The sequence below is a fragment of the Rhizobium anhuiense bv. trifolii genome (assembly GCF_024346605.1).
Classification (GTDB): Bacteria; Pseudomonadota; Alphaproteobacteria; order Rhizobiales; family Rhizobiaceae; genus Rhizobium; species Rhizobium anhuiense.
Genome location: NZ_CP098803.1, coordinates 2,250,153 through 2,264,691, shown reverse-complemented (window position 1 = coordinate 2,264,691; position 14,539 = coordinate 2,250,153). Strand labels below are relative to the sequence as shown.

19 protein-coding genes are annotated in these 14,539 nt (G+C 60.9%); 10 read left to right on the top strand and 9 right to left on the bottom strand.

Annotation, left to right across the window (positions count from 1 at the left end; all coding sequences use genetic code 11):
- Positions 1-146 precede the first annotated feature (146 nt).
- Complete coding sequence (locus tag NE851_RS19860) at positions 147-1,487, top strand: DUF2778 domain-containing protein (protein WP_097543913.1); 1,341 nt, start codon at positions 147-149, stop codon at positions 1,485-1,487.
- A gap of 34 nt (positions 1,488-1,521) precedes the next feature.
- Here NE851_RS19860 and NE851_RS19855 read toward each other — a convergent pair whose 3' ends face one another.
- On the bottom strand, positions 1,522-2,679 hold the full coding sequence (locus tag NE851_RS19855) for a pyridoxal phosphate-dependent aminotransferase (RefSeq protein WP_097543912.1): 1,158 nt from the start codon (positions 2,677-2,679) through the stop codon (positions 1,522-1,524).
- A gap of 211 nt (positions 2,680-2,890) precedes the next feature.
- Here NE851_RS19855 and NE851_RS19850 point away from each other — a divergent pair, with 211 nt between their 5' ends.
- From NE851_RS19850 to NE851_RS19825, 6 genes are all read left to right on the top strand, one after another.
- On the top strand, positions 2,891-3,649 hold the full coding sequence (locus NE851_RS19850) for a DsbA family protein (RefSeq protein ID WP_097543911.1): 759 nt from the start codon (positions 2,891-2,893) through the stop codon (positions 3,647-3,649).
- Positions 3,650-3,810: 161 nt separating this feature from the next.
- Positions 3,811-4,248 carry a type II 3-dehydroquinate dehydratase gene (aroQ, locus tag NE851_RS19845; RefSeq protein WP_047615706.1) on the top strand — a complete coding sequence of 146 codons (438 nt, stop codon included), beginning with the start codon at positions 3,811-3,813 and terminating at the stop codon, positions 4,246-4,248.
- A 20-nt stretch (positions 4,249-4,268) separates the two neighbouring features.
- Complete coding sequence (accB, locus tag NE851_RS19840) at positions 4,269-4,733, top strand: acetyl-CoA carboxylase biotin carboxyl carrier protein (protein ID WP_097543910.1); 465 nt, start codon at positions 4,269-4,271, stop codon at positions 4,731-4,733.
- 4 nt (positions 4,734-4,737) lie between these two features.
- Positions 4,738-6,093 carry an acetyl-CoA carboxylase biotin carboxylase subunit gene (gene accC, locus NE851_RS19835; protein ID WP_174824496.1) on the top strand — a complete coding sequence of 452 codons (1,356 nt, stop codon included), beginning with the start codon at positions 4,738-4,740 and terminating at the stop codon, positions 6,091-6,093.
- Positions 6,094-6,100: 7 nt separating this feature from the next.
- Complete coding sequence (gene aat / locus NE851_RS19830) at positions 6,101-6,715, top strand: leucyl/phenylalanyl-tRNA--protein transferase (protein ID WP_097543909.1); 615 nt, start codon at positions 6,101-6,103, stop codon at positions 6,713-6,715.
- A gap of 75 nt (positions 6,716-6,790) precedes the next feature.
- Positions 6,791-7,720 (top strand): DUF2167 domain-containing protein, encoded by a 930-nt coding sequence (locus tag NE851_RS19825; protein ID WP_097543908.1) that lies wholly within the window; start codon positions 6,791-6,793, stop codon positions 7,718-7,720.
- A gap of 18 nt (positions 7,721-7,738) precedes the next feature.
- On the opposite strand, the gene NE851_RS19820 is transcribed toward NE851_RS19825, so the two are convergent.
- From NE851_RS19820 to gatB, 5 genes are all read right to left on the bottom strand, one after another.
- Positions 7,739-8,179 carry a DUF2155 domain-containing protein gene (locus tag NE851_RS19820; RefSeq protein WP_047614847.1) on the bottom strand — a complete coding sequence of 147 codons (441 nt, stop codon included), beginning with the start codon at positions 8,177-8,179 and terminating at the stop codon, positions 7,739-7,741.
- A 112-nt stretch (positions 8,180-8,291) separates the two neighbouring features.
- Positions 8,292-8,690: an NADH:ubiquinone oxidoreductase subunit NDUFA12 gene (locus tag NE851_RS19815; protein ID WP_047614845.1), complete on the bottom strand. Its 399-nt coding sequence runs from the start codon at positions 8,688-8,690 to the stop codon at positions 8,292-8,294.
- Positions 8,691-8,793: 103 nt separating this feature from the next.
- Positions 8,794-9,204 carry a GNAT family N-acetyltransferase gene (locus NE851_RS19810; RefSeq protein WP_438270078.1) on the bottom strand — a complete coding sequence of 137 codons (411 nt, stop codon included), beginning with the start codon at positions 9,202-9,204 and terminating at the stop codon, positions 8,794-8,796.
- Between the two features lie 51 nt (positions 9,205-9,255).
- On the bottom strand, positions 9,256-9,759 hold the full coding sequence (locus NE851_RS19805) for a GNAT family N-acetyltransferase (protein ID WP_047614841.1): 504 nt from the start codon (positions 9,757-9,759) through the stop codon (positions 9,256-9,258).
- Positions 9,760-9,762: 3 nt separating this feature from the next.
- Positions 9,763-11,265: an Asp-tRNA(Asn)/Glu-tRNA(Gln) amidotransferase subunit GatB gene (gene gatB / locus NE851_RS19800; RefSeq protein ID WP_097543907.1), complete on the bottom strand. Its 1,503-nt coding sequence runs from the start codon at positions 11,263-11,265 to the stop codon at positions 9,763-9,765.
- A gap of 259 nt (positions 11,266-11,524) precedes the next feature.
- Between gatB and NE851_RS19795 the strand changes: the two genes are divergently transcribed.
- Positions 11,525-11,701 carry a hypothetical protein gene (locus NE851_RS19795; RefSeq protein WP_165932246.1) on the top strand — a complete coding sequence of 59 codons (177 nt, stop codon included), beginning with the start codon at positions 11,525-11,527 and terminating at the stop codon, positions 11,699-11,701.
- A gap of 7 nt (positions 11,702-11,708) precedes the next feature.
- Entirely contained in the window at positions 11,709-12,083 is a 375-nt protein-coding gene (locus NE851_RS19790) for a VOC family protein (protein ID WP_047614836.1), read from the top strand.
- Between the two features lie 71 nt (positions 12,084-12,154).
- Here the strand turns inward: NE851_RS19790 and NE851_RS19785 are convergent, their stop codons facing one another.
- Positions 12,155-12,661 carry a GNAT family N-acetyltransferase gene (locus NE851_RS19785; protein ID WP_097543906.1) on the bottom strand — a complete coding sequence of 169 codons (507 nt, stop codon included), beginning with the start codon at positions 12,659-12,661 and terminating at the stop codon, positions 12,155-12,157.
- Positions 12,662-12,971: 310 nt separating this feature from the next.
- Between NE851_RS19785 and NE851_RS19780 the strand changes: the two genes are divergently transcribed.
- Positions 12,972-13,229, top strand: coding sequence for a YjhX family toxin (locus NE851_RS19780; RefSeq protein WP_047614835.1), 258 nt, complete (start codon positions 12,972-12,974; stop codon positions 13,227-13,229).
- A 46-nt stretch (positions 13,230-13,275) separates the two neighbouring features.
- Here the strand turns inward: NE851_RS19780 and NE851_RS19775 are convergent, their stop codons facing one another.
- Together NE851_RS19775 and NE851_RS19770 are read right to left on the bottom strand one after the other, a co-directional pair.
- Positions 13,276-13,557, bottom strand: a complete 282-nt coding sequence (locus tag NE851_RS19775) for a hypothetical protein (protein WP_047614833.1) — start codon at positions 13,555-13,557, stop codon at positions 13,276-13,278.
- Between the two features lie 198 nt (positions 13,558-13,755).
- Positions 13,756-14,508 carry a sulfite exporter TauE/SafE family protein gene (locus tag NE851_RS19770; RefSeq protein WP_097543905.1) on the bottom strand — a complete coding sequence of 251 codons (753 nt, stop codon included), beginning with the start codon at positions 14,506-14,508 and terminating at the stop codon, positions 13,756-13,758.
- Positions 14,509-14,539 lie beyond the last annotated feature (31 nt).

Sequence of the window (14,539 nt, the reverse complement as noted above, 5' to 3'; positions counted from 1 at the left end):
TAGAAACCATAATTCGTCATCCTTGCGAAACGGTCGGATGTCGCAACTGGTCTAAATTCGGCCCATTTGCGCCTTTACCGGCCCCGGCGAAGTTTAGTCAGTCAGTGCCGCCGGCCTGCGTAGCGAGTTTGAAAGACGAGTTTAGTATGGCGTTTGCGGTCGGGACGTTCGATAACGTCACCCCTCTTGGCGGATCTGCTTTCCGTTGGCGCAGATCTCGCGGTTTTCTTTACGGTGTCGTCGGCGCCGGATTTCTGACCTCCACATGGCTGATCGCGACTTTCGCGACGATGCATTCGATGGCCGTGCCCTATTCTCCGTCTGATCGCCTGACACAGGTCGGGACCGCGCCGAAGCTGGCGCCGCCGTCACACCATGAGCGGCTGATTCATGTCGGCAAGGCCGATCGGCTGGCTCCCTTTGACGCGAAACCGAAGATGCCGCTAACGGCGAGCCTCATCCAATCCCATGCCGAAAAGACCGCCGCCGCGGCAACGGCGCTGGCGTCTCTGACAAAGAACAATCGGCTCACCATAGCTGCCGAGCAACCGGTCGTCGCCCCGATTTCCGACAGCGCCAAATTCCGCAAGGATGATGTGATCGCGCCGCCGCCGGTCGAGCTTGCCTCGGTAGAGCCAGAAGAAGGCGATAGCGACCGGATCATTATTCCCTCGAAAGAGGCCATCGCCGCAGCCGAAGTCCCGGCCCTGCTTGCGCTTGCCGATGCCGGACCCCGGCAGATCGCGCCGGCCCCGGTCGAGCCGGCCGCATCTCCCGTCAGAACCGCCTCCATTCCCGCCTCAGAACCCGCACCTGTCGTGGTTGCCGCCGCGGAAGAAGCGCCGCCCTTCGATCTCGTCCTGGCCCCGGATGAAGGTTCCGTGCCGCTGCCGATGGCGCGTCCCGATGGCCTCGTCGGCAAACCGGCGCCGACCGCCAAGGGTTCGCAGCGCGCTGGCGAGCCGGCACTTGCCTACGCCCAGCCGAACTCGCCGATCGAAGATGACGAAGACGATGCCGTGCCGCGTTACGACAAGCCGGTCTTTTCGCCCAAACTGCGCGCAGGCGTGGCGATCTACGACATCGAGAACAGCACCGTCTATCTGCCGAACGGCGAACGGCTGGAAGCCCATTCCGGCCTCGGCAAGATGCGCGACAACCCGCGCTACGTGGACAAGAAGATGCGCGGACCGACACCGCCGCACACCTATGTCCTCACCATGCGCGAAGCCCTTTTCCACGGCGTCGAGGCGCTGCGCCTGACGCCGGTCGAGGGTTCGGACGCCATCTTTGACCGCGTCGGCCTGCTGGCCCACACCTACATGCTCGGCAGGAACGGCGATTCCAACGGCTGCGTCTCGTTCAAGGATTACAAGCGCTTCCTCGCCGCCTACAAGCGCGGCGACATCAAGCAGCTCGTGGTAGTGCCGCGGCTGAACAACAAACCGGCTTCGACGCTCGCCTCGCTGTTTTCATCGCGAAGCTAGCCGATAGGAGAGCGAGCAGCCGGCTGCCGGCGCGCTACTTCAACCAGGCTGCGATTCGTTCCACCGCCTCGGCGATCTCGGCTTCCGAGCCCGCATAGGATAGACGCAGGGTTCGATTTCCTTCCAGGGGATCGAAGTCAAGGCCGGGCGTTGCCGCGACGTCGATTTCCGCGAGCATGCGTTTGGCAAAGCCCATGCTGTCATTGGAAAAGCGGGTGACGTCGAGGTAGGCGTAGAAGGCGCCGTCCATCGGCGAGGCGATCGAAAGGCCGATCTGCGGCAGGCGCCGCATCAGCAGCTCGCGGTTGGCGGCATAGCTCGCCTTGTAACGATCCAGCTCGGCACCGGCGCCGAGAGCGGCGGTGGCGGCGATCTGGGAGAGCTCGGGCGGGGAAATATAAAGGCTCTGCGCCACCCGCTCTATCGGCCGCACCAGCCGTTCCGGCAGCACCATCCAGCCTATCCGCCAGCCGGTCATGCAATAATATTTGGAGAAGGAATTGATGACGATCGCCTCGTCTGTCAGCTCCAGCGCGCTCGCCTCCTCGCCGGCAAAGGCCAGCCCGTGATAGATTTCATCAGAGATGAAGGCGATGGAATGGGCGGCGCAATAATCCGAAAGCGCCTTCAGCCCCTCGCGGCCGGTCACCGTGCCGGTCGGGTTGGCGGGGCTTGCAAGCAGCACGCCTTTCAGCGTCAGGCCGCTTTCCTTCTGCGCCACTTCCAGGCTCTCAGGGGTGAGCGTAAAGTGGGTCTCGGCCGTGACAGGCACTTCGAGAACCTTCAGACCCAGCGCGCCGAGAATGTTGCGATAGGCGGGATAACCGGGCCTTGCGATCGCCACCGCATCGCCGGCATCGAAGAGCGACAGGAAGGCCAGATTGAAGCCCGCCGAGGAGCCGGTGGTGATGGCAATGCGCGCGGGATCGATCTCCAGTCCGTGGCGATCCCTATAGTGCCAGGCAAGTGCGGATTTCAACCGCGCCGTCCCCAACGCATCGGTATAACCGATCCGGCCGTCAGAAAGTGCGGCGCGCGCCGCCTCGAGGGCTGCCTGAGGCGCCGGATGCGAGGGCTGACCGACCGCCATCGAAATCACGGGATGACCTCTTGCACGCCGTTTCGTCGCCTCCGCCAGAACGTCCATAGCGTGAAAAGGCTCGACTTCGCTGCGTTTCGATATGGAAAACAAGATCGCTTCTCACTCGGCTTCTTCAATGACGGCCCGACAATTGCCGTATTAATCGGCTCATCACAATCCCGCGAGGGCCGCGCGGGGATGAAAAATTCCTGTTTGATGAGAACCGGACGCGCCGTACCTTGACGCGACGCATTCAAGTCCATTAACCCGACGACGGTCTTCTCGACAAAGAGACGGCCACACCGCCGCTGACGAGGATATCATGGCATTCTTCCCGAAAACCTTCACCGCACTGGCGCTTGCCGCATCGATCGCCCTTCCGCTTCCGGCGGCGGCGCTCGACGACCAGCAGAAGAAGGAGTTCGGCGAATTCATCAAGCAATATCTGATCGAGAATCCCGAGATCATGATCGAAGTCCAGGATGCGCTGCAGAAAAAGCAGGAAGCCCAGCGGCTGGTGAAGGCCAATATGGCGATCGAAGAGAACACCGCCGACGTCTTCGATTCGAAGAACGACGTCACGCTCGGCAATCCCAAGGGCGATGTCACCGTCGTCGAATTCTTCGATTACAATTGCAGCTATTGCCGGCACGCACTTCCCGACATGCAGGCGATGCTGAAGAAGGACAAGAACGTCCGCTTCGTGCTCAAGGAGTTTCCGATCCTCGGACCGGATTCGGTCGCCGCCCACAAGGTAGCCGATGCCTTCCGCAAGCTGGCGCCGGAGAAATATGCCGATTTCCATGTCGCCCTTCTCGGCACCGAGGGCCGCGCTTCCGACGAAACAGCGATCGCGGTCGCCGCTTCGCTCGGCGTCAGCGAGGACAAGATCCGCGCCGAGATGGCAAAGAGCCCGAATGACGGCATCGTCCAGGCGACCTACCAGCTCGCCTCCAGCCTCGGCATCAGCGGCACGCCCTCCTATGTGATCGGCAACGAACTGGTGCCGGGCGCCGTCGGGCTCGACGATCTCGAAGCCAAGGTCAAGAACATGCGCAGTTGCGGCAAGACTGCCTGCTGAGCAAACCAGCCGCCGGTCGGCCGCCCATCAAATCGCCAAAATCGAAGCGTTTCAGCCATGTGGACAAATGTGGCGTGATTCCCGCTGGCCAACCCGTAAGGGCTTTCATTCAGCCTTCGCGGAGTCTATAGGTTGCCGTCGTACATTTTACGGAACATTCGATGACGCAAACGATTTTCGTCCTGAACGGCCCCAACCTGAACATGCTGGGTAAACGAGAGCCCGGCATTTATGGCGGCAAGACGCTGAAGGACATCGAAGCCGACTGCAAGGCCGCCGGCCGCGAGTTCGGGTTTGATATCGATTTCCGGCAGAGCAACCACGAAGGCACGCTTGTGGACTGGCTCCACGAGGCAGATGAAAAGGCCGCCGGCGTTGCCATCAACGCGGGCGCCTATACGCATACATCGGTCGCGCTGCATGATGCGATCCGCGCCATTTCCATTCCCGTCATCGAGCTCCACATATCCAACGTGCATGCACGGGAAGAATTCCGTCACAAGTCGATGATCGCGCCGGCATGCAAGGGCGTGATCTGCGGCTTCGGGACTCACAGCTACATCCTGGCGCTCCACGCGCTGAAGAACATCACGGCATAAGAAGAAGACAGGGCAACACCATGGCTGAAAAGAAATCGGGTATCGATCAGGCACTGATCCGCGATCTCGCCAATATTCTCAACGATACGGATCTGACAGAGATCGAGGTCGAGCAGGACGACCTGCGCATCCGCGTTTCGCGCGCCGGTACGCCGCAATACGTCCAGGCGCCGATCGCAGCACCCAGCTATGCCGCAGCCGCTGCGCCGGCAGCCGCTACCGCGCCGGCCGCAGCGCCCGCCCGTAACCCCGCCAACGTCGTCAATGCTCCGATGGTCGGCACCGTCTACATGGCGCCGGCTCCGGGCGCGCGTCCGTTCATCGAGGTCGGCGCGACCGTCAAGGAAGGCCAGACGCTCATCATCATCGAAGCGATGAAGACGATGAACCAGATCCCCTCGCCGAAGTCCGGCAAGGTGACCGAGATCCTCGTCGATGACGGACATCCCGTCGAATACGGCCAAGCCCTCGTGGTCATCGAATAGGCCGATGCCCATGATTTCGAAAATCCTCATCGCCAATCGCGGGGAAATCGCCCTTCGCGTGCTCCGGGCCTGCAAGGAGCTCGGCATCGCCTGCGTCGTGGTTCATTCCACCGCCGACGCCGATGCCATGCATGTGCGCCTTGCCGACGAAAGCGTCTGCATCGGCCCGCCCTCCTCGCGCGAGAGCTATCTCAACATCCACCAGATCGTCGCCGCCTGCGAGATCACCGGCGCCGATGCCGTGCATCCGGGCTACGGCTTTCTGTCGGAGAATGCCAAGTTCGCCGATATCCTCGATGCCCATGGGATCACCTTCATCGGGCCGACGGCGGACCACATCCGCATCATGGGCGACAAGATCACCGCCAAGACGACGGCGCTCGAACTCGGCATTCCCGTCGTTCCGGGCTCGGACGGCGAAGTGAAGACCGAAGAGGACGCGCTGAAGACGGCCGCCGAAATCGGCTATCCCGTGCTGATCAAGGCCACGGCCGGCGGTGGCGGACGCGGCATGAAGGTCGCCAAGAGCGAGGCCGACCTGATCGAAGCCTGGTCGACGGCGCGCACGGAAGCGGCAGCTGCCTTCGGCAACGATGCCGTCTACATGGAAAAATATCTCGGCAAACCGCGCCACATCGAAATCCAGGTGTTCGGTGACGGCGAAGGCAATGCCATCCATCTCGGCGAGCGCGACTGCTCGCTGCAGCGCCGCCACCAGAAGGTTTGGGAAGAGGCGAATTCGCCGGCACTCAACGTCGAGCAGCGCATGAAAATCGGCCAGATCTGCGCCGACGCCATGAAGAAGCTGAAATATCGCGGCGCCGGCACGATCGAATTCCTCTACGAGAATGGCGAGTTCTATTTCATCGAAATGAACACCCGTCTGCAGGTGGAGCATCCGATCACCGAAGCGATCACCGGCATCGACCTGGTGCATGAGCAGATCCGCGTCGCTTCCGGCGGCGGTCTCTCGGTGACGCAGGACGAAGTGCATTTTTCCGGTCACGCCATCGAATGCCGCATCAATGCCGAGCACCCGCGCACCTTCGTGCCCTCGCCCGGCACGATCACCCATTTCCACGCGCCGGGCGGCCTCGGTGTGCGCATCGATTCCGGTGCCTATCAGGGCTACAAGATCCCGCCCTATTACGACAGCCTCATCGGCAAGCTGATCGTGCACGGCCGCACCCGTGTTGAATGCATGATGCGCCTGCGCCGGGCGCTCGACGAATTTGTTGTCGACGGCATCAATACGACGCTGCCGTTGTTCCAGGATCTCGTCTCCAACCAGGATATCGCCAACGGCGACTACGACATCCACTGGCTGGAACACTACCTCGCCAACACACCGGCGGCATAGGGCAGGAATGGCAGGATCGCGCAGGAAGTCACCAGGCATCACCCCTGACATTCTCCTGCGCGCCTATTCCATCGGCCTCTTCCCGATGGCCGAATCCGCCGACGACCCGGAGATCTTCTGGGTCGAACCGGAACTGCGCGGCGTGCTGCCGCTCGACCATTTCCATGTGTCGAAGAGTCTTGCCAAGACGGTGCGAAGGAAACCCTTCGAGATCCGTTTCGATCACGCTTTCGATCAGGTGATCGCGGCTTGCGCGGAGGAGACATCCGGGCGCCCGAGTACCTGGATCAACAAGACGATTCGATCACTTTACGCGACGCTCTTCGACATGGGTCATGCCCATACCGTCGAAGCCTGGGATGGCGACGAACTGGTCGGCGGTCTCTACGGCGTCTCGCTCGGCTCGGCCTTCTTCGGCGAAAGCATGTTTTCGCGCCGCACGGATGCCTCGAAGATCTGCCTCGTGCATCTGGTCGACCGGCTACGGGAAAGGGGCTTCACCCTGCTCGACACGCAATTCACCACCGGGCACCTGAAGACGTTCGGAGCGATCGACGTTCCAAAGGCCGATTATGCCGTGATGCTTGCGACGGCGATGGAGTCGCCGCACCTCAAGTTTTAAGCCCGATTGATTCATCCAAACGTTGATTTTCCACCTGGCTTGGCTAGGCTCCGGAATGCAACGGGGGATAGAACTTTGAAACGATATTTTGCAGCCGCGATCCTTTTCGCCTTGTTGACGAGTCAGGCCGGCGCACGCCCTTACCAAGAGATGTTCGCGAACAGGAGCGATTTTTCCGACGCGGAAAAACCATTGCTGGAAAAGCTCGATTTTCAGCAGGGCGCGATCAAGCTGCCTGAAGCCAAGGCAACGCTGAACGTACCCGCCGACTTCTACTATCTCAGCCCTGCCGACGCGAAGACGGTGCTCGTCGATATCTGGGGAAACCCGCCGGCGGCGGCGGAGGGAACGATGGGGATGATCTTCCCGGCAAAATACGCGCCGACCGATATCGAGGCCTGGGGTTCCACCGTCGAATACAATGCTGACGGCTATGTTTCCGACGCCGATGCCGCCACGACCAACTACGACGAATTGCTGCAGAACATCAAAGACGCGATCCGCGAAAACAACGCCGAACGCGAAAAGCAGGGGTTTCCGAAGATCACGCTTGTCGGCTGGGCCTCCACGCCGCACTACGACCAATCTGCGCATGCGATGCACTGGGCTCGGGATCTGATCTTCGGCGACGACACGCAGCCGCAGCACACGCTGAATTATTCCGTGCGTGTGTTCGGCCGCCAGGGCGTATTTCAATTCAACTTCGTCGCCGGCCTCGATCAGTTGAAAGAGATCGAAGGCGTCATTCCGACCGTCACCAAGCTCGTAGAGTTCGACAAGGGAATGGCTTATGGCGACTATGTCGAGGGCGACAAGATCGCGGCCTATGGGATGGCGGGAATGATCGCTGCGGGCGCGGGCGCCAAGATTGCCGCGAAGGTAGGATTGCTGGCACTCGCCCTCGCCTTCTTCAAGAAGGCCGGCGTTTTCGTCTTCATCCTACTCGCCGGTGCGCTTCGCTTTGCCAAGGGTCTTTTCAAGAGGAACAAGACACCCACAGCATAACGCGGCCGTCAGGTCGCGTTAGCGGGCTGTCGCCTTGGCGCCGTCAGGCGCCGGGACGTCCGAGCTCGTCTTGCAGTCCTTCAGCCAGACGTCGTAGATCGGGTGCTCGACGGCATTGAGGCCGGGGCTGGCGGCGAACATCCAGCCGGTGAAAATGCGGCGGATCTTGCGGTCGAGGGTGATTTCATCGACCTCGACGAAACCGTCGATCTTCTGCGCTTCGGCCTGGTCGCGCGAATAACAGGCCTTCGGTGTCACTTGCAGCGCGCCGAACTGCACCGTCTCGTTGACATAGACGTCGAAGGTCGTGATGCGGCCGGTGATCTTGTCCAGCCCGGAGAAGACGGCAACCGGATTTTCGATGCGTGCGGCATTTGCCGCAACTGGCGGAAGCAGGGCCGAGAGCGCCAGCAGCGATCCGGCGGCACGCAGCACCATGTTCCGCGTGAAGAGCTTCATGTACCCGTCTCCAGACATTTTCAGTTCACGGCCGCGGTCAAGCGCGGCCAACCTGCGGGTAAAGGTCAATTGTGGCCAAAAGCCGGGCCTGGGATTGCCCGTTCGAGCCGTCTCAGTTGCCGGGCGTCCAGGCGTCGTAATCGCCGGTGACGCGCGGCCGCTCACCCGGAACGGCGATGGAGCCCGGCGGACGGTAAGCCTGCGGCGAACCGGTGAGGTTGGGGCGATGCCCCTTCTGCCATTCCTTGGCGACGTAGTTTTCCTTGGACGGGGGAACGTCGGTGCGATGATGCATCCAGCCATGCCAGCCCGGCGGAATGGCGGAGGCTTCGGCATAACCCTTGTAGATCACCCAGCGCTTCGGCAGACCGTAGGAAGACATGCCGCCTTCGTAATAGACGTTACCGAATTCATCCTCGCCGACACGCTTGCCAAAACGCCAGGTCGCAAAACGCGTGCCCATCGTCTGACTGTTCCACCAGGTGAAGGTTTGAACCAGAAGATTCCACATGTCTTTTCCTTGTGCCCGCCGGGTGCGGGCCAAACCAGAATTCATTCCCTCGCTTATGCCGTCGCGAAGCCGAATTGTCCAGCGATTCCACGACAGCCACGGGTCATTTCAAAGCCATCTTGAAGCCCAGATGCGAGGCCCTGAAGCCCAGCCTTTCGTAGAAACGGTGGGCATCCCTACGCAGGGCATTCGAGGTCAGCTGCACCAGCCGCATGCCGCGGCCTTTTGCCTCGGCAATGGCGAATTCGATCATCGCGGCACCGATCCCCTGCCCGCGCAGATCGGCCCGCGTCTGCACCGCCTCGATAATCATCGCCGAGGAGCCACGCCTGGTCAGCGACGTCGTCACCATCGTCTGGAACGTGCCAACCACCTCACCGCCGCGCTCTGCAACGTAAAGCATCTGGTCTGGCGAAGCTTCGATTGCGGCAAAGGCCCTGGCATAATCCGGGAAGGCTTCAGCTTCCGTGCTATCGCCATGACCGCCGAGCGCATCGGCGGCAAAGATTGCCACGAGCGCCGGCACTGACGAATGAGTATGTCGGGCAATTCCCCCGCCACGGCCTCAATGCCCTTCGAGCGGTTTTTCGAAGATCAGCGCGGGAATGCCGGATTGCCCGGCCCCACTGTTCTCATTGCGGCCGACCTCGGTGAAGCCGTGCGTGAGATAGAAGGCGATCGCCGCTGCATTCTGGGGTTCGACTTCGAGACGCATGATCTCCGCATCCGGAAAGCAGGTTTCGAGCTCGGCGAAGATATCGCGGCCGATACCCTGGCGCTGCAGCGCCGGCCTGACGTAGAGGAGATGCAGCATGACCGTCTTCGTCAATTGCTGCGACATTGCCGCATAACCCATGCCGCCAATATTGCGGCCGTCATCGGCAACGAGGAATTCGGCATCCTTCCGCGCCAGCCGCGCCTTCAGCGCCGCCGCCGCAAAGAGATGGGCGATGAGATCATCCACCTTTGCTGCGCCATGGAGGTCGTCATAGGTAGCATGAAAGCTCTCCGCCAGCAGGGCGCGCACCTTCTCCACGTCGCGTTCGCCGGCGGTGCGGACGAAGTACACCGCTTATTCCTCGATGCCGAGCTTCGCCTTGACGAGGGCCTGGACAGCCTGCGGATTGGCTTTGCCGCCGGTCGCCTTCATCACCTGGCCGACGAACCATGCCGCCATGGTCGGCTTCGCCTTGACCTTTTCGACCTGATCGGGATTGGCGGCGATGATCTCGTCAACGGCCTTCTCGATCGCGCCGGTATCCGTCACCTGCTTCATGCCGCGCGTCTCGACGATCTCGGCGGGATCGCCGCCTTCGGTGAGCACGATCTCGAAGAGATCCTTGGCGATCTTGCCGGAGATGGTTCCCGCCTTGATGAGATCGATGATGGCGCCGAGCTGGGTCGGCGAAACCGGCGTCTGCTCGATATCCTTGCCGGTGCGGTTCAAGGCGCCGAGCAGATCGTTGATCACCCAGTTTGCCGCCGTCTTGCCGTCACGGCCTGCGGCGACCGCTTCGAAATAATCGGCAATCGCCTTCTCGGAGACGAGCACCGAAGCGTCATAGATCGACAGGCCGAGCTCGCGCACGAAGCGCTCCTTCTTGTCGTCGGGCAGCTCGGGAAGATCGGCTTCGAGCGTCTTGATGAAGGCATCGTCGAATTCGAGCGGCAGCAGGTCCGGATCGGGGAAGTAACGATAGTCGTGAGCATCCTCCTTGGAGCGCATGGAGCGCGTCTCACCCTTGTTCGGGTCGAAGAGGCGTGTCTCCTGATCGATCGTGCCGCCCTCCTCCAGAATGCCGATCTGGCGTCGGGCTTCATATTCGATCGCCTGGCCGATGAAGCGGATGGAGTTGACGTTCTTGATTTCGCAGCGCGTGCCGAAACCCTCGCCCGGACGGCGGACCGAGACGTTGACGTCGGCGCGCATCGAACCTTCGTCCATGTTGCCGTCGCAGGTGCCGAGATAGCGCACGATCGAGCGCAGCTTGGTCATATAGGCCTTGGCCTCGTCGGACGAGCGCATGTCGGGCTTGGAGACGATCTCCATCAGCGCGACGCCGGAACGGTTCAGGTCGACATAGGACATGGTCGCATGCTGGTCATGCATCGACTTGCCGGCATCCTGTTCCAGATGCAGGCGCTCGATGCCGATCTCGATATCCTCGAACTGGCCCTGGCGGTCCGGCCCAAGCGAAATGACGATCTTACCCTCGCCGACGATCGGATCCTTGAACTGCGAGATCTGATAGCCTTGCGGCAGGTCGGGATAGAAATAGTTCTTGCGGTCGAAGACCGAGCGCTTGTTGATCTCGGCCTTCAGGCCGAGGCCGGTGCGCACCGCCTGCCTGACGCATTCCTCGTTGATGACGGGCAGCATGCCGGGCATCGCGGCGTCGACCAGCGAGACGTTCGAATTCTGCGGCTTGCCGAATTCCGTCGAGGCGCCGGAGAAGAGCTTCGAATTGGACAGCACCTGGGCATGGACTTCCATGCCGACGATGACTTCCCAGTCGCCGGTGGCACCGGGGATGAAGCGTTTCGGATCAGGCGTGCGGACGTCGACAAGGGTCATCTGATACTCTTTGCAGGCTGTTCTTTTCCACTGGTGAGGTAACGGAAATGGCGTAGCGGTGCAAGGCTTTCCCTTGTGCAAGAGTTGCCGTCGGCGGCTTCTGTCTGGGGCGAGAGGCCGTCTGCACCACGGACGGCGACATCGGCATAAGCCGAGCGATCGACACGAATTCTGACCGCCCCAGTTGTCGATACCATAGTGATCTCTATCTTCAGTCCAAATGCGCTTGGATTTTGGCCATCGCGATAGGGAGGCGCTATTGAAGGGTTATCTGCCCTATCTGGTCGGGACGCTGGCGGGATTACTGCTCGCGCTCACTATTTCCGGTCTGTTGACGTTGCGGGGAACACCACAGCTCGTGCTTTTCGCATTGCTGCCGGCCATCGGCGGGGCGATCGCTGAGCGCGTCTCCGAGCGTCGATCCGACAAGTTTTAGAAGCGCCATGGCAAGGCTGAAAGAAATCGTCATCGACTGCGACAATCCCTGGCGAGTTGCTCGTTTCTGGGCGGCGGCGCTCGATGGCTACGAAGTGATGCCTTATGACGATGCCGAGCTGGCCCGCCTTGCCGCATTGGGGCTGACACCGGAAACGGATCCGACGGTGATGGTCGATGGTCCCGGAACACGCCTCTGCTTCCACCTTCGCCAGGGAGAGCGTCCCGCCCGCAACCGTGTTCATCTCGATATCGCCGCCCCGGATCGGCAAAAAGAAGTGGAACGGCTCCTATCCCTCGGGGCGACATTCGTCCGCGAGACGGATGCCTACAGCGTATTGAATGATCCCGAAGGCAACAATTTTTGCGTGACGTCCGAATAGCCCGCTATGAGCCGGGAACCACGCCCGGCGGCAGTAAGCAATCCTCCGCCTCCTGCAGCACCTTTCAAACGTCAGAATTCCTGCCCGTATCCGCCGCCATCGGAAACGAGCTGTTTTGTCAGTCCGACCGAGGGCACATCGCGATCGAGCTTCGGATTATAGGCGACCGAGAGCCAGTGGATGCTGTAGCCGTGTTTCCGGAAGAAGCCGATCGCCTCGCTATTGCCGGAATGGGTCTGCATCCCCGCCTTCTCGAAGCCCTGATCGGAGATTTCCTTTTCGATGCGGACGAGAAGCGCCGAACCAAGCCCCTGGCGAGTGAAGGCAGGATCGATCCAGAAATCCGAGATGGTTTCGTCCAATCGCTCGCGCGCCGCCCAGCCTGCCACCTGGCCGTTCTGCTCGACGACGGTGATGGTCAGCCAGTCGTTTTCCACGAAGTTCCGAAAGGCGTTGCGCGCTGCATCGATCATCGCGTCCGATTCGCCGATCGACGCCATCGCATTTTGCCAGGCCCTGAGCCCGATCTCGCTCAATAGCTCCGCTTCACCATCGCGGGCATTGCGAATGTGGATCAACGACACCTCCGCGTTACCCCTCAACTAGACCATTGAGTCGCGAAATTTACCAGTGGCTCCAAGGAGATGATGGCTGGAAATTGCGGTTTTCGACCGGTTTTAACCTGAGAGCACGCTCTTGACCGAATTTTCCCGGCTGAATAATAAAGCTTATCGAGGTGTTTTATGTTGAGCCTGCCTGAGACCCGGTAAAGGCCCTGCCCGCAAGTTTTCTTGCGCGCATGGGCCCGAAAAAACGAAGCCCTGACGTTCGAATGAACGCCAGATCGTTTTTGTGCGCCCTGCCGGGCGCGATACCGGATCTCAACACATGGACATTTCTCGCACGGAGCAGCGCATCCTGCATCTCATGGCCCAAGGCGGCCGCATCGAAATTTCTCGCGACGACAACAGGAAGATCGAGGCAGTCAGTTGCTTCACCCGCGATGGCTGGCTCTATCCCGGCGTCGATCTCGATCTCTTCCGCAGGCTGAAGCAGCTGAGGGCCATCAAGTCCTCGAGCGGCCAACCCTACCGGATCACCGAAAAAGGACTGAGGCTGGTCAGGTCGCAACTAAATAACAGGTAATCGGGCAACCCACCCTGACTATGCTCCAACCGGCGTAGTCAGGGTGTTAGCCTCCAGCCTTTGCAGAGAGTTCCGTCCGCATCGCCGACCACTCGTCGGCCATCGAGCCGGCGCCTCGTCTCTTTCCGGCGCGACGATACCAGTAGTCGGCATTCCAGTCGTCGCCTTCGATGCGATGGCAGAGCGCGTGACCCCAGTCGAACGGCTGTTCACCTTCGTGGCGCTGGCAGATTTCGTGTACCGCCTGCCAATCAGCGCCCATAGTGAACCCACCGGCAGCGAGGCGATCAGCTGCCTCGATCAATCGCGCAAGATCATTGTTCGGCATGAGGCCCTCCCCGCAAAGTCTTCTTTCTATAACAGGCGCCACCTCGAAATCCGAGACGGCACCCGCCTTCTTCAGTCGCGAAGCAAATGGTCAGGTGACCTGCCTTGCCGGCAAGGGTTTCAAGGCCCCCGAGGTCCTTCAGACGCAGCGTGACCGGGTTGTCAGCAACTGACATCCACCTCGTGCCACCACAAGCGGTCATTGCGACAGAAGGGGCCGAAGCGCCATTTCCAGTCCCAGAATCAGGAGACAGACGAGAAATCCACGCCGAAAGACATCTTGACTGATCCGCGTGCGGATCGCCTGCCCAGCCACCATGCCAACTAGGGCGGGGATGACGGCAAGCACCGACGTCGTCAGTGCGCTGATTGGCAGAGTCCCATGGGAGAAAAGGGCGATAGCAAGCGCAATGGTCGAAATGCTGAAGGATAGGCCCAATGCCTGAACCAGTTCGTCCCGCTCGAAACCGAGCGCCTGAAGATACGGAACGGCGGGAATGACGAATACGCCCGTAGCACCTGTCATGACGCCCGTTGCCAGCCCAACCAGAGGCGATGCCCAAGGCTGCCAATGGGAGGGCACGCGGTGCTGATGAGCAAGGAGCGTGTAGCCTGAGTAGAAGACCAGCGCGAGCCCGAGAGCTATTGTGGTGCGGCCGGCATTGCCGCCTGCAAGCAGGGTGGAGCCGGCCAGCGTGCCAATGACGATCATCGCCATCATGGGCCACAGTCGCAGCAGAAGCGCCCCAAATCGTGGACCGACAAGAAGCTGCCAAACATTCGTGACGAAGGATGGCGCGAGCAGCAGCGCGGCCGCCGTCAATGGATTAAGGAGCGCGCCGAGTGCACCCATGGCCACTGTGGGCAAGCCCATGCCCGTGACGCCTTTGACGAAACCGGCAACAAAGAAAATGACGGCGATTGTGACAGTGGTGAAGTTGATCTGCTCCATGCTGCCACTTAGAGCAATCCGACGCTTGGCC

What these genes read in the sequence shown, in the direction of transcription:
- NE851_RS19860 (WP_097543913.1), top strand. Translation starts at nt 147, where the DNA reads ATGGCGTTTGCGGTCGGGACGTTCGATAACGTCACCCCTCTTGGCGGA.
- NE851_RS19850 (WP_097543911.1), top strand. Translation starts at nt 2,891, where the DNA reads ATGGCATTCTTCCCGAAAACCTTCACCGCACTGGCGCTTGCCGCATCG.
- aroQ (WP_047615706.1), top strand. Translation starts at nt 3,811, where the DNA reads ATGACGCAAACGATTTTCGTCCTGAACGGCCCCAACCTGAACATGCTG.
- accB (WP_097543910.1), top strand. Translation starts at nt 4,269, where the DNA reads ATGGCTGAAAAGAAATCGGGTATCGATCAGGCACTGATCCGCGATCTC.
- accC (WP_174824496.1), top strand. Translation starts at nt 4,738, where the DNA reads ATGCCCATGATTTCGAAAATCCTCATCGCCAATCGCGGGGAAATCGCC.
- aat (WP_097543909.1), top strand. Translation starts at nt 6,101, where the DNA reads ATGGCAGGATCGCGCAGGAAGTCACCAGGCATCACCCCTGACATTCTC.
- NE851_RS19820 (WP_047614847.1), bottom strand. Translation starts at nt 8,179, where the DNA reads ATGAAGCTCTTCACGCGGAACATGGTGCTGCGTGCCGCCGGATCGCTG.
- NE851_RS19815 (WP_047614845.1), bottom strand. Translation starts at nt 8,690, where the DNA reads ATGTGGAATCTTCTGGTTCAAACCTTCACCTGGTGGAACAGTCAGACG.
- gatB (WP_097543907.1), bottom strand. Translation starts at nt 11,265, where the DNA reads ATGACCCTTGTCGACGTCCGCACGCCTGATCCGAAACGCTTCATCCCC.
- NE851_RS19790 (WP_047614836.1), top strand. Translation starts at nt 11,709, where the DNA reads ATGGCAAGGCTGAAAGAAATCGTCATCGACTGCGACAATCCCTGGCGA.
- NE851_RS19780 (WP_047614835.1), top strand. Translation starts at nt 12,972, where the DNA reads ATGGACATTTCTCGCACGGAGCAGCGCATCCTGCATCTCATGGCCCAA.
- NE851_RS19775 (WP_047614833.1), bottom strand. Translation starts at nt 13,557, where the DNA reads ATGCCGAACAATGATCTTGCGCGATTGATCGAGGCAGCTGATCGCCTC.
- NE851_RS19770 (WP_097543905.1), bottom strand. Translation starts at nt 14,508, where the DNA reads ATGGAGCAGATCAACTTCACCACTGTCACAATCGCCGTCATTTTCTTT.